At 60.5% G+C, this 22,369-nt stretch carries 21 protein-coding genes; 10 read left to right on the forward strand and 11 right to left on the reverse strand.

Annotated features, from left to right (window positions below; all coding sequences use genetic code 11):
- Nucleotides 1–742 precede the first annotated feature (742 nt).
- The 10 genes from FFS68_RS01770 to FFS68_RS01815 all read left to right on the forward strand — a co-directional run bounded on the left by FFS68_RS01770 (nt 743) and on the right by FFS68_RS01815 (nt 10,426).
- A complete protein-coding gene (locus tag FFS68_RS01770; RefSeq protein WP_137751593.1) occupies nt 743–976 on the forward strand; it encodes a hypothetical protein in 234 nt (77 codons plus the stop codon).
- Nucleotides 973–1,365 carry a DUF3768 domain-containing protein gene (locus FFS68_RS01775; protein ID WP_137751594.1) on the forward strand — a complete coding sequence of 131 codons (393 nt, stop codon included), beginning with the start codon at nt 973–975 and terminating at the stop codon, nt 1,363–1,365. The genes FFS68_RS01770 and FFS68_RS01775 overlap by 4 nt, the downstream gene beginning before the upstream one ends.
- A 14-nt stretch (nt 1,366–1,379) precedes the next feature.
- The gene (locus FFS68_RS01780; RefSeq protein ID WP_137751595.1) at nt 1,380–1,571 is read left to right on the forward strand and encodes a hypothetical protein; all 192 of its coding nucleotides are present in this window, start codon (nt 1,380–1,382) and stop codon (nt 1,569–1,571) included.
- A 36-nt stretch (nt 1,572–1,607) separates the two neighbouring features.
- Nucleotides 1,608–3,470 carry a ParB/RepB/Spo0J family partition protein gene (locus FFS68_RS01785; RefSeq protein WP_137751596.1) on the forward strand — a complete coding sequence of 621 codons (1,863 nt, stop codon included), beginning with the start codon at nt 1,608–1,610 and terminating at the stop codon, nt 3,468–3,470.
- Nucleotides 3,471–3,674: 204 nt separating this feature from the next.
- Nucleotides 3,675–3,872 (forward strand): DUF1289 domain-containing protein, encoded by a 198-nt coding sequence (locus FFS68_RS01790; RefSeq protein WP_137751597.1) that lies wholly within the window; start codon nt 3,675–3,677, stop codon nt 3,870–3,872.
- A 515-nt stretch (nt 3,873–4,387) separates the two neighbouring features.
- Nucleotides 4,388–4,723, forward strand: a complete 336-nt coding sequence (locus FFS68_RS01795; protein WP_137751598.1) for a single-stranded DNA-binding protein — start codon at nt 4,388–4,390, stop codon at nt 4,721–4,723.
- Between the two features lie 581 nt (nt 4,724–5,304).
- Nucleotides 5,305–5,739: a hypothetical protein gene (locus tag FFS68_RS01800; protein WP_249339987.1), complete on the forward strand. Its 435-nt coding sequence runs from the start codon at nt 5,305–5,307 to the stop codon at nt 5,737–5,739.
- Nucleotides 5,739–6,797, forward strand: a complete 1,059-nt coding sequence (locus tag FFS68_RS01805; RefSeq protein ID WP_137751600.1) for a relaxase/mobilization nuclease domain-containing protein — start codon at nt 5,739–5,741, stop codon at nt 6,795–6,797. Before FFS68_RS01800 ends, FFS68_RS01805 begins: the two co-directional genes overlap by 1 nt.
- 214 nt (nt 6,798–7,011) lie before the next feature.
- Nucleotides 7,012–8,688, forward strand: a complete 1,677-nt coding sequence (locus FFS68_RS01810; RefSeq protein WP_137751601.1) for a recombinase family protein — start codon at nt 7,012–7,014, stop codon at nt 8,686–8,688.
- A 52-nt stretch (nt 8,689–8,740) separates the two neighbouring features.
- Nucleotides 8,741–10,426 (forward strand): recombinase family protein, encoded by a 1,686-nt coding sequence (locus tag FFS68_RS01815; RefSeq protein WP_137751602.1) that lies wholly within the window; start codon nt 8,741–8,743, stop codon nt 10,424–10,426.
- A 525-nt stretch (nt 10,427–10,951) separates the two neighbouring features.
- On the opposite strand, the gene FFS68_RS01820 is transcribed toward FFS68_RS01815, so the two are convergent.
- The 11 genes from FFS68_RS01820 to FFS68_RS01870 all read right to left on the reverse strand — a co-directional run bounded on the left by FFS68_RS01820 (nt 10,952) and on the right by FFS68_RS01870 (nt 22,361).
- Complete coding sequence (locus tag FFS68_RS01820) at nt 10,952–11,737, reverse strand: LPD7 domain-containing protein (protein ID WP_137751603.1); 786 nt, start codon at nt 11,735–11,737, stop codon at nt 10,952–10,954.
- Nucleotides 11,727–13,469, reverse strand: coding sequence for a type IV secretory system conjugative DNA transfer family protein (locus FFS68_RS01825; RefSeq protein WP_249339988.1), 1,743 nt, complete (start codon nt 13,467–13,469; stop codon nt 11,727–11,729). Before FFS68_RS01825 ends, FFS68_RS01820 begins: the two co-directional genes overlap by 11 nt.
- Nucleotides 13,470–13,536: 67 nt before the next feature.
- On the reverse strand, nt 13,537–14,547 hold the full coding sequence (virB11, locus tag FFS68_RS01830) for a P-type DNA transfer ATPase VirB11 (protein ID WP_137751605.1): 1,011 nt from the start codon (nt 14,545–14,547) through the stop codon (nt 13,537–13,539).
- Nucleotides 14,547–15,740 (reverse strand): type IV secretion system protein VirB10, encoded by a 1,194-nt coding sequence (gene virB10, locus FFS68_RS01835; RefSeq protein WP_249339970.1) that lies wholly within the window; start codon nt 15,738–15,740, stop codon nt 14,547–14,549. Before virB10 ends, virB11 begins: the two co-directional genes overlap by 1 nt.
- Complete coding sequence (gene virB9 / locus FFS68_RS01840) at nt 15,737–16,603, reverse strand: P-type conjugative transfer protein VirB9 (protein ID WP_137751607.1); 867 nt, start codon at nt 16,601–16,603, stop codon at nt 15,737–15,739. The genes virB10 and virB9 overlap by 4 nt, the downstream gene beginning before the upstream one ends.
- The gene (locus FFS68_RS01845; protein ID WP_137751757.1) at nt 16,600–17,286 is read right to left on the reverse strand and encodes a VirB8/TrbF family protein; all 687 of its coding nucleotides are present in this window, start codon (nt 17,284–17,286) and stop codon (nt 16,600–16,602) included. Before FFS68_RS01845 ends, virB9 begins: the two co-directional genes overlap by 4 nt.
- Nucleotides 17,287–17,291: 5 nt before the next feature.
- Nucleotides 17,292–17,612, reverse strand: coding sequence for a hypothetical protein (locus tag FFS68_RS01850; RefSeq protein WP_137751608.1), 321 nt, complete (start codon nt 17,610–17,612; stop codon nt 17,292–17,294).
- Between the two features lie 12 nt (nt 17,613–17,624).
- The gene (locus tag FFS68_RS01855; protein ID WP_137751609.1) at nt 17,625–18,620 is read right to left on the reverse strand and encodes a type IV secretion system protein; all 996 of its coding nucleotides are present in this window, start codon (nt 18,618–18,620) and stop codon (nt 17,625–17,627) included.
- A gap of 281 nt (nt 18,621–18,901) precedes the next feature.
- Nucleotides 18,902–19,606: a type IV secretion system protein gene (locus FFS68_RS01860; protein WP_171003703.1), complete on the reverse strand. Its 705-nt coding sequence runs from the start codon at nt 19,604–19,606 to the stop codon at nt 18,902–18,904.
- A gap of 21 nt (nt 19,607–19,627) precedes the next feature.
- On the reverse strand, nt 19,628–22,045 hold the full coding sequence (locus FFS68_RS01865) for a VirB4 family type IV secretion/conjugal transfer ATPase (RefSeq protein ID WP_249339971.1): 2,418 nt from the start codon (nt 22,043–22,045) through the stop codon (nt 19,628–19,630).
- The gene (locus tag FFS68_RS01870) at nt 22,038–22,361 is read right to left on the reverse strand and encodes a VirB3 family type IV secretion system protein (protein ID WP_137751759.1); all 324 of its coding nucleotides are present in this window, start codon (nt 22,359–22,361) and stop codon (nt 22,038–22,040) included. Before FFS68_RS01870 ends, FFS68_RS01865 begins: the two co-directional genes overlap by 8 nt.
- Nucleotides 22,362–22,369 lie beyond the last annotated feature (8 nt).

Genomic DNA, 22,369 nt, shown 5'->3' on the forward strand with positions numbered 1-22,369 from the left:
CCGGCGCTCCGCTTTACCCTTAATGGCTGTTGGCAGCCTACACACAAGCGCCCTCTCTTCCCCTATATCAATTGGGGGTTGGGTAATTGGGCGGTAGGAGCGGGCCGTCCCACCCAAAACTGGCAGGATAGATGAAATCTTTTTGGTCAGTGGAAAGCCCTATTGATTGTCAGACAGCGGAGGGAGCAAACTGACAGGGTGGATACGAAGCGGGATGTTAGGATGTTATGCGCTGCCCTCACGGGCAACCCGCTCTATTCGCTGCGCGAACCAAGCCTGTAGTCTTGGCCCTACGGGTGACGATCGGGAGCGCGCGAAAATGAGCGGGATTTTTTTAAGGACGCACTCTTTCCCGCTGCGCTCCTTTTGGGTGCGGAGTCTTTGAATTGACCCGCAGGCGCTCTTGCTTCTCTCCTTGCCATGCGAGCGCCGGCCGCGCTTTCGCTTCGACCGGCGGCGCTGCGCCGATGGCGCAACATCCTTGTCTTCGCTCTGCTTGCCGTCACGTCGCCCGTCGGCGTCGCGCCGTGCAAGTGTGCCGTTGCCTGCGCCGCGCCGCGGCCGAGGGAGGCTGATCGCCTCCGTTCCTTCGAATGTGCGGGAACGCCAAGGGCTTTGCCCTCTCGTTCCCCAAGCAGAATAGCCGCCCCCGTGTGGCGGTCGCTGCGCGACCGCTGGCCCGCGCCAGGACGGCGATTCAGCTTTCCCTCCCCCTCCCATCCTCGCCGGAAGGCAGAGCCGCATGCCGCAGGCAGTGCGGCTTTCAGCCGAGGAAGGAAGGTTTCAGATGACCGATTTACTCTTGAACTATCGTGCTTGCGGCGCGGAGTGCCGCGACGATTATTTGCGCGGAGTCGCCAACGAGAACGGCTTGCAGCTGGAGTGCGTTCGCAAGATCGCCGACCGGCTTGGCGAGCGCGAGGATTTCGGGGCGCTTATCCTGATTTGCGAAGGGCGGCGGGGGCTGGCGCAATGAGCGCGACCCTCACCAGCCAGCGCGAACGCATCGCCCGTTTGAACGACTTGGCACGGCGCGCGATGGGCGTTGCCTGCACCGCCGTTGCAACGGTCGGTTTTCGTTCGCTGCCCGACGCCGATCAGTCCTGCGTCCGTGAATTGATCGAGACGTTCGACGCTTTCGACGAGGACAACGACCTGCACGGCGAACGCGATTTCGGGACGATCTACCAGCTTGCCGATGGGCGCTGGACGACCGAGCGCCCACGACTGCGAGAGGATGAGCGCGAACGGGTGTTCTGGAAACTCGATTATTACGACCGCCAGATGGAGTTCGCCAGCGACGACGCGGCGAACCCAGCGATCACGAGGCGCGTCCTGACCATCATGCTGTCCGATGAATATTGAACGGAGGCAGTTCCATGAAACGCAAAGACCTTGCCAGCGTCACCCCGCCCGACCCCGATCAGATCATGATGGCGGGCATCGCGCCCGTCAGCATGGGCGAACGGCTTGGCTGGCTTGCCGCGCAACCGATGCAGCCCCGCCGTGAACAGCGCCCGCTCGACATCGGGTTTTGGAACCCGATGCGCGACCAGCTTGAGATGTTCTGACCTGCCCGTTTCCAACCATTTTCAGGAGTGTTCCAGATGACCCTACAGACCGTCAAACTTTCGCAGCTTCGTTTGTCGCCACTCAACGTGCGGCGCGTGAAGCCCAAGGCTATCGACCAGCTTGCCGCCGATATGCTGGCGCATGGCCAATTGCAGAACCTTGTCGTTTACGCCGAAGGCAATCGCTTCGAGGTTGCCGCCGGAGGTCGACGCTATCGCGCATTCAAGCAGCTTGAGAAGGCCAAGGCGATTTCTGCCAGCCATCCGGTTAGTGTGGACGTGCGCGATAAGGCCGAGGCGGTGGAACTGTCCTTGGCCGAGAATGTGAGCCGTGAGGATATGCACGTTGCCGATGCGGTGATCGCTTATGGCGATCTTCGCACCGAGGGAAAATCGCCCGAGGATATTGCCGCGCGGTTCGGCGTGGCGCTGTCCTACGTCAAGAAGGTGTTGCGGCTGTCGGCATTGCACCCCGATGCGCTTGCCTGTCTGGCGCGCGATCAGATCGGCATGGAGGCGGCACAGGCATTGACCCTGACCGACGACCACGACCGCCAACTTGAGGCGTTGAAGCGGTTCGGCAACAGCGCCCATCAAATCCGCCGGATGCTGACCGAGGAAAAGATCGGCACGAGCCACGCCCTGTTCCTGTTCGTCGGGCATGACGCCTATGCCGCAGCGGGCGGGACGATCACCGCCGACCTGTTTGCCGAGAATGGCGATGGGTATGCCGACGACCCCGAACTGGTCAAGACGCTGGCCACCGCGAGGATGGCCGAGGTTGAAGCGGGCTATCGCGGCGAAGGGTGGGGCGACGTTCGGGCATCGCTCGAACGACCGGACGACTATTACAACCTTGTCACTGTCCACGCCGAGGGGAAGCGCGAGCCGACGGATGCCGAACAGGCCGAGCGCGCCCGTATTCAGGAAGCAGCCGACGCGCGGCTTGCCGAACTTGGCAAGGGCAACCAGTGGGGCGACAGGGTGTTCAATGGTCTGGAGCGCGAGGCCCGCGTCCTTGAAAACCGCCTGTGCGTATTCACCGACATGCAAATGGCAGACAGTGCGATGGTGCTGTTCGTCGGCAATGGCGGCGAGATCGAGGCCAAGGCTATCCGCACCAAGCGGATTGCCAAAGGCGGCAGCGGCGATGCGCCCGCCATCAAGCCCGATTATTCGGGGGCGATGATCGAGACGCTATCGAAGATCAAGACGCTGGCCGTGCAGGAAGCGGTTGCTACCAACCCCGCGTTGGCGCTCGACATCTTGCTCGATTGTCTTGTCGGGCAGGGCATCCACCGCGAACCAAGCTATTACTCGCCGCTGTCGCTTCGGCTCGACGGGTTCAATGCCGCCGTTCCCGACGAAATGATGACGATGGCCGAGATCGCATCGGTCGATGAGATCGGCGGCAGCGACTTCGCCGCACTGCCCGAGGTCAATCGGTTCGCGGCCATTCAGGCGATGGACGCCGAGGCCAAGGGCCGGTTGCTGGCGTTGCTTGTTGCGCGCCAGATCAACGGCGGCGAAACGTCCGGCTCGCGCCGTGACCGTCGCCACCACCGGTTCGACCAGATCGCCTTTGCCTCTGGCGTCGATATGGTCGCCAAGTGGCAAGCGCCGGTCGCTTTTTACGACCGGCTCAAAAAGCCTGTGATCGCCAAGATCATGACCGAGGTGCTGGGCAAGCCCGCTGCCGACAATTGCGTCAAGATGAAGAAGGCCGACCTTGCCGCCGCCGCCGCCGAGCGAATGGCAGGGCGTGGATGGCTGCCGCCAGCGCTTGTGATCGTTGAGCCGCCCGTCGAGGTAGCGCAGGAGCGCCCCGTGTTCGACGATGAAGATGATGGCGATGAGGAAGGCGAAGCCCCCGAGTTCGAGGAAGAAGACGCGGCTTGATGATCGAGAGGGCGGACCATGTGGCCCGCCCTCATTGTCTTGTTACCGAATTTGCCTGTGCAGGAGTTCGCGCGGCCCGTCCCTGCTGGACGGGCAAAGGCCGGATGTTCCGGCCGGCCTCAAATCGGTACGGCAGCTTATAGCTGCCGTGCCGATTGCGCGCGAAGGATAGCGAGCGAGCCGCTTCGCGACTAGGGGAAGGGCATGATCGACCGTGCTCAATCGCCCTGTGTTGCGGTCTGCGCGCTCGATGCGCGCGCAGAGTTTTGCACCGCCTGCGGTCGCACCGTAGCCGAGATCGGCGAATGGGGCGGCGCGACTGTCGAACGGCAGTGCGCGATACTGGCCTTGTTGCCGGAGCGGATGGCGCGGCAAGCCGCTGGTCAGCCGGTAGTGCTGTGAGCGTAATGTCACCGCCGTCGTCGTCTGGATTATGCCCCGCCGAAAGCAATCGCCGCTGTCGATGACACCGCTGCCGTGGTGGTGACGGATCGCCGGGCTGCGTTGAAGGTCGCGGCTTAGCGCGCAGCGCGTGCGCGCTGGAGGATGGCGAGACTGTTCGGATGAGCGCGGACTGGTGGTGCGTCGGTGGCGGGTGAGCTCGCACCAGCTGTGACATTGCAGACCTCGGTGTCGATACGGCCAGAACTGATCGAGCGAAGGATCGGCAGCTTCTCTTATCCGGGGTTGGCAGGACGATTTCCTTGTTTGCCGGTTTCGTGGCTGCGCGCGTCGCCTAATACGATCAAGCAAAAAAGCGGACGCCCAGATGCCCGCCAAGGCGGGCGAGGCGTCCTACGGTTTCCACCCCATTGCATGGGACGGAGCCTCCGTTTTTTGGCTGGATCGCGGCTCCTTCGCGGCCCCCTTGAAGACCGTCAGGAAATCACCCTGCAATCCAAGACGGAGTAAGACCCATGCAGAACATCGCAGAATTTCGGATCATCGGCCGCATCGGCAAGGTCGAGGTCAAGGAGAAGGTCACTTATCTTTCGGTGGCCTCGAACTACAACCGTAAGGACGGCGACGACTGGAAAACCGACGTGCACTGGAACAGCGTTACGCTGTTTGACAAGCTCGCCAAGCGTCTGACCGCCAGCAAGGGCGACCTCGTTCACATCACCGGTCGCGTCCGCCAGAACCAATATGAGGCAGGCGGCAGCACCCACCACGGCGTCGATCTGATCGCCGACGGCATCGCCATCCTCGCCAAGAAGGACGGCGGCCCTGCCGATGACGAAAAGCCGGACTGACCACCCAGCGGGGCGGCGACAAGCCGCCCCGCTTCTTCACTGCGGCCGATGCTGCCGATAAGGCAGGCCGAGGCGGCGCGCGGCACCAACGGGGTTGGTGTCGCGCGCCGCCGTTTTTTTTTGCGCGTTGATGTCGGCAGGAAGGGGGGCGGTCGGTTGGTCGCTCTGTCGGGATAGTGTGGCCAATGCGGCTCGCCCTGGCAGTAATATCCGGGGGAGGCCTATACGCTGTTGGCTTCTTCACACGGCCAGCGACGCGACCGGAGGAATGGGCGCAGGCTGATTACTATGGGCGCTATCGCTCGTGTCGAGCTGCCGAGGATCGGAGCGATGATTGGGCGATTCTGCCTTCGTTAGTTTGGGAATTTGTCGGTTATTGTCTTGATTGCAGGATATGCCTAGCGGCGCGTGTTGTCTTACATTGCCCTATGATTTCAGCTTTGCTTCACCGGGCATGATTGATGGCGACAAATTCTGGGCCAACCACTGCGATGCTAAGCGTCCGCGTCGATGCGCAGGCGCTTACGGCGTTCGATAGCTTCGCGGTCGGTCGTGGCGGTCGGAGCGCTCTGGTGCGTCAGATGATCGAACGGACGCTGCAAGAGAACAGCGACCGACCCCATATCGACCGCCCGGAGGGCGCCGCGCGCAACCGGATCTCGCTGCGGTTTACTGAGGTCGAAATTGCCGTGATCGCGCACCGCGCATCACAGCGTTCGACCGATCGCGCCGGCTGGATCAAGGCATTGGTGCGCCGCCACCTTGCTCTGAAATCACGGGTCGATGACGGCCTGCTTGCTGAACTCGCACCGATCAGAATGCAGTTGCTCCGCATCGGTCGCAATCTCAATCAGGCGATGAAGGCCGCCAATGCAGCCATGCTCGAAACCGGCGACAGGAAGATCGAACCCGAGCTGCGACGGATCGCCGATATGCGGATGGAGATTTCCGAGCAGGTCGCAGCCGTCGGCGATGCCATGCGCGGCGATGCGAGCTATTGGACGGTGGCCGACTGATGGCGATGGGATCAAGCCTGGAATCAGCCGTGTGGGAAGCGAGCCGTCCGCCGTATCGTGTGCGCTATATCCACGATCCGGGCGCTCAGCCCGGCGTGCCGCTTTACGCCAGCTACGGTGTCGCCAATCCGAAGACGGCGCGCGCCAAGCTGGCGCGGATCGTGCGCGGCGCGCCCGAGGTGGTGGTCAAGGTCACGGGCCGCCAGCGGGGCGGCAGCCATGTCAAAGCCCATCTCGACTATATCGGGCGGAAGGGGGCGGTCGACATCGAAACACGCGATGGTGAAATCCTGACCAGCAAGGACGACATCGCCGAGCGTGCGGCCGAATGGAGCGATACGCTTGAATGGCGGTCGCGGCCAACGGTCGCGTCGGTGTCGCTGATCTTCTCGATGCCCGAAGGCACTGACCCTGACAAGGTGCTGGGAGCCGTTCGCGCGCTGGCCCATGCCGAACTCAGCGACAATCACGATTATGTCTTGGCGCTTCATACAGACACGCCGCGTCCCCATGTCCATCTGACGGTTCAGGCCGAAGGGTTGGACCGCAACCGGTTCAATCCCAGACCGGTTCAGCTTCACCGCTTTCGCGAGCGGTTCGCCCGCGAACTGCGCGAGCGCGGTGTCGCCGCGGAAGCCACGCCGAGACGGGCGCGTGGCAGGGGAGTTGCCGGATCCAGCATTAGGCTGGTCAAACTTCGTGCCCGTCTGTCGAGCGGGGCCAGCGGCGTGATGACCAACGCTGACCGGCGAACTAACGAGCAGGCCATCGCCGTTGCGCGCGGTCAGGCCAGACTTCCATGCTTTGTCGCCAAAGGGAAAACCCGCTGGCAGGCGATACGCCAAGCCTACCGCCAGGCGGCTGCCGCGCTGGATGCCAGTGGCCAACCGGATGATCGGGCTCTCGCAAGGGACGTTCGGAGATTCCTCGACAAGCAACCCGACGTACACGCCACGCCCGAAATCTTTGCCGCGCGTCATGTCGAGGCCCTGTCGGCAGCACGCGCGAAACATGATCCGCCAGTTCCTATGCCGCCCCCGCACGATCGAGGGCGCTAAGCTACGGCTTTGTTTCGCCTTAAGTGGGAAGAGAGGGGGGCAATGGACCAAGTGGGCTATTGGGTGCTAAAATACGCGGCAGGACGATACGAACTAGCCAGGTTCGGCACTGAGCGACCGCCCGACCCGTCGCCACCGTCCTGTTCGTGTCCGTTCAGCGATTGGAAGGGATTGACGCGGATAAGCCTTCTCCAACACAGGGGCGGAGGCAGACATGTCGAAGGAAATGGTTCTCCGGAATGGGAATGTCGCCGGCATACCGGCGGCGCAGTACATTCGCATGTCTACTGAGCATCAGCGATATTCTCCTGACAATCAAAAAGCCGCTATCGCATCGTTCGCCGACGCGCGCGGATTTGAGGTCGTTAAAACCTATCTCGACGCGGGCAAAAGCGGTCTCTCTCTTGCGAGGCGCGATGGCCTGAAACAACTGCTCAGCGATGTCATCTCGGGAGAGATCAACTTTCGTGCTATTTTGGTTCTCGACGTTAGTCGCTGGGGTAGGTTTCAGGACACTGACCAAGCGGCGCATTACGAATATCTGTGCCGCGAAGCGGGAGTACAACTCCACTACTGCGCGGAATCATTCGAGAATGACGGCGGCGCCATCTCGTCGATCGTCAAACATATGAAGCGAGTCATGGCGGCAGAATATAGCCGCGATCTCTCCGCTCGCATTTCGCGTGCCCAACGGCAGCAGGCTAAGCTCGGTTTCAAGATGGGCGGAATGGCTCCGTACGGCACCCGGCGCCAAGTGGTCGACGAAAGCGGAAAGCGTCGAATGACGTTGAAGCCCCGCCAGCGAAAGGCGCTCAGCACTGATAAAGTAATCTACGCCTTGGGACCGCCGGCCGAGGTCGAAGTGGTGGAGAGGGTTTTTCGCGACTACGCGATCCGCAGAAAGAAAATGACCGAGATCGCGCGTTGGCTCAACGACGAGAAGCGCAAGCATCCGATGCGCGAGATTTGGACACCCGACATCGTGCGATGCATGCTGAAGAACGAAATATACATCGGCACCCTTGTCTTCGGCCGCCGCTATATGAACCTCGGTCGCACTATTAGGTTCGACGAGAAGGACTGGATCAGGGTCGCAGTGGTCCAGCCCGCCGTGTCGGTTCAACTCTTCGAAGCCGCGGCGCGGCGATTGAAGCGCTCCGCAGCCTCCAAGAGGCCGTTATCGATGCAGGAACTTACTGAGGGGTTGGCTCGCCTATATGAGGAAAAAGGGAAGCTATCCCACGCGATCATAACGAAATGTCGCTACCTCCCTGTGCCGTCCGTTTTTGCCCGCCGGTTCGGATCGCTCGAAGCAGCCTATACCGCGGTAGGTTTTACTCCGCAGCGTCATTTTCAGATCAACGAGGCTGGCCTGCCATTCAGCGACGAAGAGCTGCTTGATCAGATCCGGAGAATCCACCGCGAGCAAGGTCGGCTCACCATCGACCTCATAGACAAAGACCCTTTGGTACCGAGCCGCTCGTACTTTATCGCACGCTTTGGCGGTTTTCGAAACATTGTCCGCCTCGCTGGCTTGCCAATACCGCCGCGGTCGCAGCGCGACGTGGCAGGAGAGGCAAGGCAGCGCGCCCTTTATGAAACGAAGGCAAACCGAAAGGCGCCCTGTAGCCGGAACGAGGATGGTAAGAAGTTCACCAACGAGCAGATAGTCAGCAAACTTAAGTCGCTGCTTGCTGAGAAGGGATATTTGTCGCGCCCTTTGATCAATGCGGATGGTCGCGTACCGATGAGCCATGCGGTTGCACTCAGGTTCAACGGGATGCTCAATGCGTACGCCGCTGCAGGATACTATTCGACGCAGAGTCAGGTTAACAAGGCGGCGATGGCGCGCGCGATGGGAACATGGGTCTCGCCATTTTTACGATCATGAGACCTTCTCGCATCGATTAGCGTTGCCACGCTGAGGGAGAAGGAGTGGCCTGATGACTGAGAACCTACCAGCGTCGCCGATACCGGTCGCGCAATATTTGCGCATGTCCAGAGATCATCAGCGCTATTCGATCAGGAATCAGGCGCGTGCGATCTCGGACTACGCCGCGCAGCATCACTTCGAGATCGTGAAGACCTACACCGATCCCGGCGAGAGCGGCCTGACCTTGAGGCAGCGCCCGGGACTTCAAGCATTGCTAGCCGATACGATGAAGCCGATCCGCTCCTTCGCCCGAATCTTGGTCCTAGATGTCAGCCGTTGGGGGCGGTTTCAAAACCTAGACGAGAGCAGCCATTACGAGTTTATATGCCTCGAAGCTGGGGTGCCGATTATCTATTGTGCGGAGCCCTTTGAAAACGACGGCACGCCGGTCATGATGCTGCTGAAACAGATCAAGCGACTGCAAGCTGCGGAGTTTAGCCGGGAGCTATCTGAAAAAGTAATTTACGCACAGCTTCTACAAGCGAAGATCGGCCACAAAATTGGCGGCCCCCGCCGGTACGGTTTCGACCGAATGCTCGTCGATCAGCACGACAGGCCGATCCAGAAATTAAAGCGCGGCGAAACGAAAGCTCTGAACTGCCAGCGCGTCGTTTATGTCAGAGGTTCGGACCAAGAGGTACAGGTAATTCGCGACATTTTCGCCTGGTTTACGCGCGACCGCATGAGCATGAAAGGGATCGCAGAGCGCCTGACCAATATGGAAATTCCTGCTGGCGATCGAGATGTCTGGAGCGCAAACATAGTGCGCCGCATTCTTTCTGACGAACTTGTATTGGGCATTTATGTCTTCAATCGGACGACGCAAAGATTGAAGAGCAAGATGCGTCGGAACCCGCCCGAAGCTCTGATTAAGACCAAGGTGACCGAGCCAATCATCAGCCGGGTTCAATTTGCATCGGCTGCACAACGGTTGCGCATAAGACGGCGCAAAGTTCCTCGGGAGGAAAATTTGGCGGCCGTGTCCCGCCTGTTGCGCAGCAAAGGGTACCTCACCGGACGGTTGATCGACCAATGCCTTTACACCCCGAGCACGACCGTCCTCAGGCGGCAGTTCGGAAGTATGGCCGAGGTCTACAGACAGTTGGGTTATGTCACAAAGGATCGCTGGTGTCCGCGCGGTGGCATGGGTCCTTCATCAAAGAACGAAATCCTCGCCCAGCTGCGTCGCCTCCATGATCGTCTCGGCTATGTAAATGAGCACATAATCAACGAACATCCCGATGTTCCCAGCTGCAGCGTCCTCCAGCGGCATTTTGGCAAGTTGACTGAGGCATATCGGCTTGCCGGGATTCCATTCGGTCGCACAGAACTGCAACGTATGGGTCACGAGCGATGGATGGCCAAAAGAGCCGGCGAAACCCCTCGTGAAACGATCGCCCGCCGATGGCCCGAACTGGCTAGCCGATTCAGCGACGACGATTTGCTCGAATGTCTCCGTCGGCTTCAAAAGGAACATGGGTATGTGACGGCGCAAATCATTCGTGACGATGAGCTTTCGCCCACACCCCAACTCTTCACTACGCGTTTCGGCTCGCTCCTGAATGCTTACGCAAGCGCAGGCTTAGAAAACCGTCGGTCCAAAATTTGGAGCAGGGCCGCAACAGCGCAACATGCAGTACGAAGGGCTCATCGCGCGGATGCAAAGGCCAACGATCAAGGCAACACCGCCGGATGATTATCGCGCGCCTGTTCACTGCGTCCGTCGTCCCCGCTGGGCAATCTTTCAGCTACACGCCCAACGCCGTGTGGAAGGGCGATGGACCCGTCTGGTGCTCGGATTGCCGCGTGTCCGTCTTTCGTGAATGAGCATGCGAGAGACGGACGGGACATGCTGCTCCCGGCCACGCGTTCGGCGTTGTAACCGTCTGCCGATCGCCGAATTCGGGAAGGCAAGGGGGAGGATTTAATCGACAGAACGGCTGCCGTCATTGGGGTCTAGCAAAGGCAGCCGGCAATCGAAATATCGCTCGTATGTTTGCTTCCCGAGATTTTTTGTTTGAAACCTGCCTGACCGCAACCGGCCAGATATCGCGATTGAGCTGCGCTAAAAATTGAAGGCTTCTGACAAGCCCCTTTTTGACTTTGCAACGACCGCTATGCCGCCGGAAGCATTTTTTTTAACTACTGCCGCGCCTCTCATGTCGCGCCCAATATCGATTTTTCTGTCGGTTCACTGTGAATATCACGCCGTGGCTCCGCGTCAGCGTGTCCGTCCCTCGCGCATCAATGCCTGATCCTGCGTGACTTCTCGGACGCGCTGCGTTTGTTGGTTACGCACATGAATTGCCGCAATCTTGTCGCCATTGGCAATGCGGCGAGCCACCTCGTGACGCTTGGCCTCGACTTCCTGCAATGCCTTCACCGGATCTTCGGGATATTTCGAGCGCGTGATCGAGATGGTTTGGGCGACAAGGCTTTGGGCGCGGCGCAGTTCGGGGTCACGAGCATTTTGCTCGTGGGTCTGGCTCAGGAAGCGTTCCGACATGGCTTTGCGCGTGATTGTCTCTTCGGTCGGACGGGGTGATTTGCCCGTTGAGCTTTTAGCTTCGCGGCGCTTGTCGGGCTCGGCGAGCCGCGTTTGCAGCCGGACAGCTTCGGCTTGGACGACTTTCGACGGCGTGTAATTCTCGACCGTTAGGCCTCGTGCGGCTGCAGCAAGAAATGCGGCCTTCTTGAACGTATCGCCGCCATTGATCCTGATTGACGTCCAGCCATTGGCCTTGGCGATCCGCACGATGTCGGGAAGGGCGTCGATCTTGCTGGTCTTGAGCCGGTCGGGTTCGAGGCGGGCAATCGGATTTTTATCATCCGTAGTGCGATAGAGTGCATTGCCGACACGCAGGAATTTTCCGGTCAGGTCGTCGGTGAGGGTGGGTGTTTCGGCTTTGCGCTTCAGCTTCGCCGTCTCCGATTTGGTTTTGTCCGGCTTCGGCATTGCCTTGCGGCTGCGTCCTGAAGAGGCATCGCCATCTTGTTTATTCGCCATTTTCGTCACCTTCCTCGATAAGCCCAGATACATTGCCGTCATGATCCAGCGTCAGCATGTCGGCGAAGAAGCTCGGGCAATCTGCGGTGAGGACATCATCTTGTGACATAGGCCGGGTCTCGTGCCCGGCGGCCTCTTCGGCGGTCATGTCGCGGAACAGCGCGGGCAGCGCGGTGCCAGGAGTTCGCTTAGGCGCGGCCGGCACTTTCGGCGCTGGAAACGCACGCTTTTTGAAAAAGCGGTTGCTGAAATAGGCAATCTTCGTGCCGACGATCGGCGGAATGCCGCCGCGCAGGAGGATCAGCTTATCGGTTGGAAACTGCATGAGTTCCTGCGGCAACAACAGAGCGCGGCGCTGTTCCGCGATGGATTTCGACCGATTGGCGAGGAGACCATTGATCGTGAGCGACCTGGTGACGCTATCCTGTCCGACATAGCCGATCCTCTCGGACAGGTGGCTGGCGACGCGCAACTCCTTGGGCGTGAACGCCACTTCGACACCGCAATTGGCGACGATTTCATCGGCGACATGCTCTCCGTAAACGCCGCGCAGTTGCGAGCGTGACTGGATGACGGGCATAAGCCTGATGCCGTAGCCCGCGACATAGGAAAAGGCGCTGGCGATGACCGATGCCCGGCCGAGCCGTGCAAATTCATCGAGAATGACCAGCAACGGCACGGCTGAGTGTTCGTCGGGCAATTCGCGCACATTGAGATCGACGAGCTGCTGGAACAGAAGATTGTAGAGCGGCGCGATCCGGTCGAGTTCATCAGGCGACACGCCGAGATAGATCGACATGGGGTGTTTGCGGAGCTGTCGAAGATCAAAGTCGCTTGCCGCTGTCGCGGCATCGACAAGGGGGTTGAGCCAGAGGCCAAGGACATTGGTGATCGTCTTTTTAATGTCGGCAAAGCTGTTGTCCGAGCCGCCGGCGAAATCAGCGAGCGCCGTTCGGCAGCCGACCGAGAGGTTCAGTCCGGGATTGGCGATTTCCTTTTTGAAAAAGATGCGTGCATCGCTATCCGTCATATGGCGATAGATGGCACCCATCGTCAGCGGTTCGGTGCTGGTTTCGGCGAGCCAAGCACCAACGCCTGCAAATCCGGTTCGCGCGCCATTCGCCCAAAAGGCTTCGCCGTGGTCGGGCGCAACAAAGAGCATCGTTGCGATCTTCTGCAATTCGATGATGACGTCATCCGGGTCATTGCAATCGATATAGGCGAGCGGATTGTAGCGGGCGGTGCGGCCTTCGCGGTCGGTCGGATTAAACAGATAGACCGCCTGCCCGTAATGGGCACGAAACCCCGCGCTCGCTTCGTAATTCTCGCGCTTCACATCGAGGACGACGACCGAGCCAGCCCATGTCAGCAGGTTCGGAATGACGATGCCGACGCCTTTGCCCGAGCGGGTAGGGGCTTCGACAATGACATGCTCGCTTCCGCCAAAGGTCAGGAAGCGCCCGCCCTTCCGGCCAAGAACGATGCCGGAGCGTGCGCGAAATCCGTGGCGCCTGATCTCGCTTTCGCGAGCGAAACGCGCGGCTCCGTGGAGCGGCGCGCCGCGCGACCAAAGCGCATAGATCAGGCCTACCAGGATTAGTCCGCCGCCGATCAGTCCGCCTGCCATCGCGCGGACAACACGGGCGTCGCCGCGATAATACCAGACGAACTGCGGCATTTTGAGGGGATCATAGGCGGCGACGGGCAGGCCGAGGACTAGCCAGCCGATCATGGTGGCGATGGCGAGCGCGATCAGCACACCGAGCGGAATGCCGACCAGCAATCTAGCCGTCGCGCCGCTAGGCGGCGTACCTGCCTTCCGGGTCATAATAGATCTCCGTCACCCGAAATTCGCCATCGGTCTTTTTGGTTTGCACCACGACATCGACCAGCATCTTGAGCAGCGCGCGAATATCGCAGCGGGCCAGATCGGAACCGCCTTCGCTTTCTTTCACCAAAAGCGTCAGCTGCTCGAACGCTAATTCGGCGGAATCGGCATGGATGGTGGTGATCGAGCCGGGATGGCCGGAATTGACGTTGCGCAAATAGAAAAAGGCAGTCCCGTCGCGCAGTTCTTGGAGCAGGATACGATCGGGGCGCATCCTGAGCGCGCTTTCGAGCAGATGTTTAGCAGTGACATTGGCAGTGCCCTGACCGTCCTTGGCATAGAGCATATGGACGACGTTCTTTTGACCGACGATCAGTTCGCGCGTGTCCTCGATCGTCAGCAACCGCTCGTCGGGCGGGATCAACTGGATCAGGCCCTTCGACAGCGTAGTCTTGCCTGATCCCGTTGCCCCCGAAATGAGAATATTGAGCCTGGCCTTCACCGCGCGGTCGAAGAATTCGACATGACGGCCTGATTGCAGAAGTGCGAGCAACTCCAATTCCTGCGGAGTTACTTTCTTTTCCGAGATTCGCGTGTCCCTGAAAAGGCCAGCCGCCTCGAAATCGGCAAGTGTCATTGTCACGGTCGATGGCTTTCGCACAGTGATCGAGACCGTTTCGTCCGGCACGACGGGTGGCACGACGATTTGCACGCGCTCGCCAGTCGGGAAGATTGTAGAGACGATGGGGTTTTCGCGGGTGACATCCTGCGAGGTAAAGGCGGCGGCGGCAGTCGCGAGCGCCATGAGTGTCTTGAAATCGAGTGAGGGTTCGCTTTCCCAAGTCCAGCGCCCGCGTCGTTCAATCCCGACCTCGCCGGGCAAATTGATGACCAGTTCGGTGACGCTCGCGTCATCGAGATATCTGCGTAAGGGTGCAGTCACGCTGTCGAGGACAGCGGTGTTTTTGCCCGGTGCGGCCATTATTTCAGCGCGAGGCCGTAAACGGTCGAGAAGTCGAAGTCCTGCGCCACCGTGATCCCGACATCCTCGCCCTGATTCTTGCGCAGCACCGGCTTGATCTCGGCATTTTGCTGCAAGACAGTCGATGCCGCATCGGAGGGGACGCGCGTGGTGTTCGAGCCGTTATTGCCAACGGCTTCCGACCCGACGGTCGCCGCATCTTCGACAAGGCTGAACAGCAGGGCTGTGCCAAAACGCTGCCAGAAGAAATTATTGACCCGGCCATCCACGCCGCCGCGCCCGAGTGCATCAGTTGCGGACGATCCGACATCGATCGCAATCCCGCGCGGCGTTACGGCACGCGTCCACAGGACGAACAGCCGGTATTGCCCGCGGTTGATGCCACCCTGATATTCGCCAAAGATCTTGGTGCCTTTCTCCATCAGCACAACCCGGCCATTGTCCGAATAGACATTGCGCGGAAGAATACAGCTCACATAGCCCGGCTGGCTTGAATCCATCGCGGTCTGCAACACGCACGGAATGAAGCTTCCCGCCGTAATCAGGAAATTGCGGTCGGGAAGCGCGCGAGCCTGCGCCTGTCCGATGACCGAGCCACGCCGAAGCCTGTCGAGATTGGTGAGTTCGGGGGATGGTGAAAGACCGGGATTGGCCACAGTCCCATGGTCGCCGTAACGAACGCTTCCACCCGCACTCTCGCGTTCCCCGCCATAGGCGATCAGCGATGACCGACGCGTGGCTTCGCGCAGGGCTTCGGCCGGGGATTGCTGGCCGGGCTGTTGGAGTGCTGCTGACGAACCTTGTTGCGGGCCGATGGCGGGTACGGCCGGTTCTCCAAGGGAAATGGGGGCGTCGGGGTCGGCTGCCGCCTCCGCCAGTGTCGGTGCGATAACCGTTGCTGGGTCATATTGCGCGGGCTCGAGCGCGGGTTTGGGTTTGACGGGTGGCAGAGTCGTATTGCCCGTCAGTCCGGTTCCCAGCGCCAGGACCGTGAACATGACGGCGCCTGCGGCGGCGGCCAGGCCGATCATCTTTTTTGGATCCATCGTGGTGCCGGAGATCGACGGCATTTTGCTACCGCGTTCGGAGGCGGGGGTGCGATCAATCTCGTCGGGATCGGGTGTTTGATCGACGGCGGGGCGATTGGCGCCTCGGCCTGAGGCGCGTTCCGGGTCAACTGTGTCGGCCATCATTTCGTCTCCCCATCAGTACCAGATGTGCGCTCGACGATGCTGGACGCGGTGCCGGTCTTGGGATCGCGCCCGTAGAATTCCGGAGCCTCGTTGAAGACGCACAGCACCTCTTTGCCGCGCCGCAAACGGAGCTGGGCAAAGACGCCGTGGATCACGACAAATTCGTCGCGGACATCGAACGGGACGATGCTCTCGCCGCCATCGGGATTGACGGCGAAGAACGCAGGAAGCTCGCGCTGGTTAGGAAAGCGCAGCGCAGTGAACTGGCCATTGTCGGTAATTTCGGACGGTTGAATCGCGGATGATCCCTGCACACTATATTGGAGGTTGCGCTTGCCTTCGAGGACCGCGAGGTCGAGGGCCGAGCGGATCGCGCCCGATTGAAGGGCCGTGGCTCGCGCGTATGCGGCTTGCGCCGCCGCCGCTTGTGCCGCGGCGGCTTCCTCGCGCGGATAGCGAAACACGACCTTGAAGAATGTGTCGGCGGACCGCGCGCCGATGCTCCCGCGCCGCGCCGACAGTTCGAATGTGTAGCTGCGGCTCCCGGCGTCGGAACGCGTGATCACGATCAGATTGGTCGCTCCGGCCAGTTCGCGTGGTTTGATGAACAGCGAATTTTCAGCCGGCGCCACCTCCCACGATACGCTGTCGCCGAGCGCGACATGCTCGACCCGTTCACCCGCTGAAAATACGATCTGTGTTGCCGAGCGGAACGCGCCGACAATGCGGTAAACTTCGGCGTCGCTATAGATCGCTTCGCGGATTCTGCTGTCCTGCGCGGTAGGGTGCGGCGTCTCGCTGGCGCGTGCGGCGCCGGCGGAGAACATCAGGGCGATGGCAATGATGCCGTGTGCAGTCTTCATTGCGTCACCTCCAAATCGGCGCGGTAGCTTTGGACTTCCAGCCCCAGCGGGTTTTTGAACCGTTGCTGTTCGGTCGTTGGGGTGTCGGTGGTGTCGTAAGTCACCGTCGCGATCGCCGGGGTGTCGATCGTCGATGCGCCGCGCTGGAGTGTCTTGGTGAAGCGGATTTGCGCGACGTTCTTTGACACGAAGGTCACCGACTTTATGGCGATAAACACCGTATCCAGATCGGTGAAAACGCTTTGTGGCGACTGGGGATTGCCCTTGGCGTAAAAGGCCGTCCAGCGCGCCTGTTCGTCACGCGACGACATCGCCAGCACGCCTTCGAAAAACTCCTGGCGCGCCTGAGGAATCCATCCCTCGCGATTGCGGACATAATCGGCGAGAAAATATTTGGCGACAGCCTCATTATAGGTGATCTGCCGGTCGCCGGTCAGTGGCGCGGCGATCTCGCTTGCGCCGGTGGCCTTGTCCACGGTGATCACATAGGGCGTGACGGTCTTGAGCGGCGTGAGCATGGCCACGGCCGCAATCGCTGCGATTGCAAGACTGCCGGCCATGACCGCGATGATCCACGCCAACCGTTTCGAGCGGTTTGCGGCTATCAGCCGGTCATGGTCCCAGCTCGCGGCCTCTGAAAAATAGGCCTTGAGATCCTGCCTGTCTGTAACGCCGCCAGCCATGATGCTCACCAACTCCGATAGGAGGTTGGTGGGGTTGCGCTGCTGATGGGCGGGACCTGCGGGCCGGGTTTGGCGTCGGGCTGTGCGGGCTCGGGAAATACATCAACGCCTTTGCGTCCCTCTTTCTGGCCTGGCGTCTGGTCGGCTGGTGTTGATGTTCCTGCGAGGGGATCGACCGTTGGCAGGATCGTACCATTGGGGTTGGCCGGGCGGCGCTGCTTGCCGCTACATTTGGCAAGTTTTGGCGATTTCGACGCAGCGCTGATGGCCTCGACTGGTGCAATGAGTGCCAGCCCAACCAATATACTCATCATATGCTTACGCATGGCCCTATCCCTTTATGCTGTGCCGCGACTGACTGATCCTGACGTTCGCATCCGTGCGATGCCGCGGGCGAAGCCCCGCTCGATGGCGCGGCTGGTCGCCTGAGCGCCGGTTGCGCCGCGCCCGACGACGAACCCGCCTGCCGCTGCGATTGCGGACGCAAACTGGTTGGCAAGGGCAGGGCCGCCGCCGCCGAGCGAAGCGGCGAGCGATGGAATCTGCAGGAAAAAGAAGAAGCCGAGTGCGTAAAAGGCCAGTGCCTTGATAGCGGCCATGCCGATGTCATCATTTTCCGAGATGGTGGCGATGATCGTCTCGCCCGTTTGGGTCAGAAACAATGTCAGCACGAGCGCGAAAACGATCAGCATCAGATAGTTGATGCACGCCCCAAGCCAGGCAAAGAAATAGCCGCGCGTGGACTCGAACAGCAGGGCGGCCACAAAAAGCGGACCGACAACCGAGAGAAGCCCGAGCGCAAACAAGCCGAACGCACTGATGACGAAGCCGATGGCCGCGCAAAGCAGCGTGGCGATGATGACAATGACCACCAGAAAGCCCGCAAAGACGGCATAGCCGATATCGGGGAGCGCACCCTGGGTATCCTGATAATTAGCGGCGATCTTGCGCATTGTGTTGGCAGTTTCAAAGCCGGTGCCTGCCAGCTTGTCATAAAAACCGCCAAGACCACCAACGTCCGCACCGCCCAGCGCGTTTGCGAACTGGCCGGGCAAGCCACCCAGCGCAAACATGCCAATCTGGGTGCCGTAGAGCGATGTCACGGCAAAATAGAGAACAGCGAGCTGGCAACCGCGATAGGTATATTCGCGGAACGGATATTGCACCGCCCCGCGCATGATCGCGTAGCCCAGCAGAGAAATATAGATCACGATCCCGATGCGCAGGGCAGGGCTAACAACGCCGATCACGGCCGCATATTTGCCCACGATGGCCGCCAGCGCATTGTCCAGCGCCTCGAACATTGTGGTGAATACATGATCGGTGAAATCCATATATCTTTCCGGGTCCGGTTTGACGCTTTATCGAGCGATCTGGAGTTGCGACTTGGCGAACGCCGCCGCGCGGCAATTACCCGTGACCACCGCGGGTTGCGATCCAGCCGGCGTATCGCTGGCCGACCATTTGCGGCAGATGGCTTGCATCGCTTCGATCTCCTCGCCGTGGGCAAAATAATATTGCCAAGTCCGCGCTGGCATATCGGCTGGGGGCGGGGCGGGGGATGGGCCGCACCCGGCCATCAGCAGCGCGATCGAGACGGTCGCGATCCGCAATCTCATTGTCCCTTGTAATAGCGACTCGCCGCGTCGAGCTTTTGGGCAAGTGCCGCCTTTCCTGCCGCCGCCCGTTCGCGTTCCTGAGCCTGTTGCTGCATGGCGATGGCCTGGAGGCGAAGCTGGTCGTTTTGCATCGCCGCAGATTCGAGTTGCAGTCGGACGGTCAGGTCGCCGACTTCCTTGGCCGTGACGGCGGTCGCCATTCGGGCGCGGAGCTGGTCAAGCCCTTGCGTCCGCGAGGTGACGGCGGCACCCATATTATCGGCAAGCCCCGCGGTGATGCCGATGTTGCGCGCGTTGAGATCGAAGCCAGCGCGCGACTCTTCGGACCCCGACACCCCGCGCTTTTCACGGAGGCCGCGATAAACCGCATCGGCTTTGGCGCGTGCCGCACCTACAACATCGAGATCGCCGCTGCCGAAGCCATGCAGCACGGCCGGACTTGTATCGAGTTCACGTAGTGCGTCGCTTTTGAGCTGTGATGCCAGCTGCGGAATATCGGTCAGCTTATTCAGATCCTGATAGAGTTTCTGCGCTTCGGAAATCTGCTGTTTGCCCTGCGCCGCAATCTGGATTGCCTGCCGCACCGCGTTGACTTGCTGCACCAGACTGGCGCTGTCATGAACCGGCATGCCCTGTGCAATGGCAGGGAGGGGAGCCGCTATCAGCAGTCCCGCACCGAGTAGCTTGGTCATCGTTTTCATCATATTGCCTTTCCTTGCAGTTCAGCTTGGACGTCTCCGTTGATGGAAGACGGGTAGCCAGAGCACCGGGTCGTTCCCCACCTCGGCGATGATTTCGTCGGCAACAGCGTTGGTTTCGGCGCGGCCCGACAGCACCGCCAGCGCGTCGTCCAGACCGCTCAGATCGAGTTCGACCACCACGCTGTCATGGCCCTGCTTCACCAGAAACTTGTGGCTTTCCGCGGCTAGGTCGTCGCGCACCAGTTTGAACTCGGCTTCGGACAGTGCGAAGCCTTCGACATAATCACGCCGCGCGCCGAACGGATTCGGGAGCATGATCTTGGTGGCGACCTGTTCCAGAATCGAATGGCTGATATCGCTCTTGAGCGCATCGGCAGGCGATTGCGTGGCGAAGACCAACAGGGCGTTTCGTTTGCGGTAGGTTTTGAGGCCGTCCTGAGCGAAGCGCCGGAAGGCTTCATCGCCGAGCGCCTTCCAGAATTCGTCGATGCAGATAATCATCCGCTCGCCGTTGAGGAGTTGGTCGATCCGGTGGAACAGATACAACATGACCGGCGTGCGGATGTCGGCGTTGTCGAGGAAATCGGTCATGTCGAACCCGATGAATCGGGCGCCGAGCGTCATCCTGTCGGCAGGATTATCGAACACCCATCCAAGCGAACCTTCCGACGTCCATTTTTCAAGACGCGCGCCGACGCCGCTGATGTCCTTCATGCCGAGCATCGAGCGGAGCGCACTGAGTGAGCGGTCAGCGCTGGGAAGTTTCATCACGGCATTGATGCCGTCTTCAATCCGCCGTTCTTCCTGAACCGAGACGGGCAGGCCATCAGCACGAACGAGCTGGCGGATGAAAATAGACAGAAAACTCTTGTCCCCGGGTGTGTCGCAAAGGGCTTTCAGCGGTGAGAAACCGGTGGCGACGCCGTTGCGCAAAGCCAGATATGTCCCGCCGCTGGCCTGGACGAAGATCTGCGCGCCGCGATCCTTGTCGATAAAGATCTGACGTGCGCCGGTCTTTTCAACCTGTGCCATCAGGAAGTTGAGCAGCACCGTCTTGCCGCCGCCCGATGGGCCGATAATCAGCGTGTGTCCCAGATCGCCCTTGTGGAAATTGAAGAAATACGGGCTGCGCGCATTGGTCTTGAGCAGCGCCACCGCGTCGCCCCAATGGTTGCCGCTGGCGAGGCCGGCGGGGAAGGTATGGAAGGGTGAGAAGGCCGCGAAATTGAGCGAAGTGATCGGCGCGGGACGGGCACGCCATGCGAAATTTCCGACGAGCTGCGACCAGTAAGCCGCTTCGAGCGCAGCCCCTTCGCGCGCCGCGACCATTCCCGTATCGGCAAGCGCGGCCCGGGCGATCGCCATTTGGTCGCGGAGCGCCTTCATCGAACTGGCATAGACCGCGAGGGTGAAGTGATGGTCGCCCAGCACAAAGCGGTTTGACATCAGGTCATCGCCGGCATCGATCAGCGCATCGGCCTGGCTGACGGCGCGGTCGCCGGCATTTTCCATCTGGGTCATGCGCAGCCGGAATTTCTCAGTGGCCGCAGCCCTCCCAAGGAAGGTGAAGGATTGTGTGAGCACGAAGCCAAAATCCACCGACAGCAAAGCCTCTAACTGGCGCGAGGTTGTCTGTGCTGGATATTCGCGGATACCAAAGATACCGCCAAAGGCCGACGTGTCGGCGCCGCGAATTTCTATGGTTTCGGCGCCGAAGATCGTGCGGGCACGATATAACGCACCGCCCAGATGACCGCGCACAACGGGGACGCGGGCAGGGCGTCCGGTCATCACCATATCGGCGACTTCCATCGTTTCGGAAAACATCAAACCGCGATGCTCATAGATCGCGCAGCGGCGCGGTTCGCAGCGCGCCATGAGCTTTTCAAAATCACGGGCCTTGTCGTCGAGAAGCTCGATCAGGGACTCGTCGATCTCCAGCCCCAGCGCCGCGCTGCGCCTGGCATTGCCCGAGATCTTGCGCTTGAGAAGCTGGATGAGTTTGTCGCCGCCGGTGGCGGCTGGACGGATCACAAGCGTCGCAAAGAAGCGGTTGATGAACATCCGTTCCCGGTTGATCCGCCCAAAATAGGCACGGTTGAGATCGGCAGCGAAGCCCGATTTGAACGCCCCACCAGGATATTGATCGACCCGCATCCTGATCAGATGCGTCCAGATCGACAGCCTTTCATCATGCAGGTTGCGGAGCATGCCGTTCAGCTTGGTGTGCCAATCGTTCAGGTCGCGCACGTCGGCCGTCTCGAACGCACGGCCTTGCAGCTCGAAGGTCAGCATGATGTCACCGGAATCGAGTGCCACCATCTCTTCATTCACATGACGCGAATAGGGCAGGAACTTTTCGGGCGTCGCCTCGCGCCGCGCGACTTCGAGCGGCACGGCGTTGGGTCGCATGGCATCGGGTGCAAGCCGCTTAGGCATAGCGGCCAAAACCCTTGCGGCGCATGCCCGTCAGCTTGAGCGGCGAGTAGCTGCTTCCGCCCCAGAACGCCCGGTTGCGGTTGCCCGCTTTGGTCCGGCCCCAGAGGAACAGAAGCCGGAACGCATTGACGTCGTGGCGCACAACCAGCCGCGAAATCGAATAGCCGAATATGGCGACCAATGCGGCGTAAACCGGACTGTTGGTTCCGATCAGGACCGACGCGCTGCAAATGAGCAGCAGCACCGCCGCCTCAATCGGGATTCCAGCCCATAGTGCAGGGCGGGTCACGGCGAGGAACAGCGGGTCCTTGGTCATGATTTCGG

The sequence above is a fragment of the Sphingopyxis sp. L1A2A genome (genome assembly GCF_005502465.1).
In the GTDB taxonomy this organism is placed as follows: Bacteria; Pseudomonadota; Alphaproteobacteria; order Sphingomonadales; family Sphingomonadaceae; genus Sphingopyxis.

What these genes read in the sequence shown, in the direction of transcription:
- FFS68_RS01770 (WP_137751593.1), top strand. Translation starts at nt 743, where the DNA reads ATGCCGCAGGCAGTGCGGCTTTCAGCCGAGGAAGGAAGGTTTCAGATG.
- FFS68_RS01775 (WP_137751594.1), top strand. Translation starts at nt 973, where the DNA reads ATGAGCGCGACCCTCACCAGCCAGCGCGAACGCATCGCCCGTTTGAAC.
- FFS68_RS01780 (WP_137751595.1), top strand. Translation starts at nt 1,380, where the DNA reads ATGAAACGCAAAGACCTTGCCAGCGTCACCCCGCCCGACCCCGATCAG.
- FFS68_RS01785 (WP_137751596.1), top strand. Translation starts at nt 1,608, where the DNA reads ATGACCCTACAGACCGTCAAACTTTCGCAGCTTCGTTTGTCGCCACTC.
- FFS68_RS01790 (WP_137751597.1), top strand. Translation starts at nt 3,675, where the DNA reads ATGATCGACCGTGCTCAATCGCCCTGTGTTGCGGTCTGCGCGCTCGAT.
- FFS68_RS01795 (WP_137751598.1), top strand. Translation starts at nt 4,388, where the DNA reads ATGCAGAACATCGCAGAATTTCGGATCATCGGCCGCATCGGCAAGGTC.
- FFS68_RS01800 (WP_249339987.1), top strand. Translation starts at nt 5,305, where the DNA reads ATGATCGAACGGACGCTGCAAGAGAACAGCGACCGACCCCATATCGAC.
- FFS68_RS01805 (WP_137751600.1), top strand. Translation starts at nt 5,739, where the DNA reads ATGGCGATGGGATCAAGCCTGGAATCAGCCGTGTGGGAAGCGAGCCGT.
- FFS68_RS01810 (WP_137751601.1), top strand. Translation starts at nt 7,012, where the DNA reads ATGTCGAAGGAAATGGTTCTCCGGAATGGGAATGTCGCCGGCATACCG.
- FFS68_RS01815 (WP_137751602.1), top strand. Translation starts at nt 8,741, where the DNA reads ATGACTGAGAACCTACCAGCGTCGCCGATACCGGTCGCGCAATATTTG.
- FFS68_RS01820 (WP_137751603.1), bottom strand. Translation starts at nt 11,737, where the DNA reads ATGGCGAATAAACAAGATGGCGATGCCTCTTCAGGACGCAGCCGCAAG.
- FFS68_RS01825 (WP_249339988.1), bottom strand. Translation starts at nt 13,469, where the DNA reads ATGATCGGCTGGCTAGTCCTCGGCCTGCCCGTCGCCGCCTATGATCCC.
- virB11 (WP_137751605.1), bottom strand. Translation starts at nt 14,547, where the DNA reads ATGGCCGCACCGGGCAAAAACACCGCTGTCCTCGACAGCGTGACTGCA.
- virB10 (WP_249339970.1), bottom strand. Translation starts at nt 15,740, where the DNA reads ATGATGGCCGACACAGTTGACCCGGAACGCGCCTCAGGCCGAGGCGCC.
- virB9 (WP_137751607.1), bottom strand. Translation starts at nt 16,603, where the DNA reads ATGAAGACTGCACACGGCATCATTGCCATCGCCCTGATGTTCTCCGCC.
- FFS68_RS01845 (WP_137751757.1), bottom strand. Translation starts at nt 17,286, where the DNA reads ATGGCTGGCGGCGTTACAGACAGGCAGGATCTCAAGGCCTATTTTTCA.
- FFS68_RS01850 (WP_137751608.1), bottom strand. Translation starts at nt 17,612, where the DNA reads ATGCGTAAGCATATGATGAGTATATTGGTTGGGCTGGCACTCATTGCA.
- FFS68_RS01855 (WP_137751609.1), bottom strand. Translation starts at nt 18,620, where the DNA reads ATGGATTTCACCGATCATGTATTCACCACAATGTTCGAGGCGCTGGAC.
- FFS68_RS01860 (WP_171003703.1), bottom strand. Translation starts at nt 19,606, where the DNA reads ATGAAAACGATGACCAAGCTACTCGGTGCGGGACTGCTGATAGCGGCT.
- FFS68_RS01865 (WP_249339971.1), bottom strand. Translation starts at nt 22,045, where the DNA reads ATGCCTAAGCGGCTTGCACCCGATGCCATGCGACCCAACGCCGTGCCG.
- FFS68_RS01870 (WP_137751759.1), bottom strand. Translation starts at nt 22,361, where the DNA reads ATGACCAAGGACCCGCTGTTCCTCGCCGTGACCCGCCCTGCACTATGG.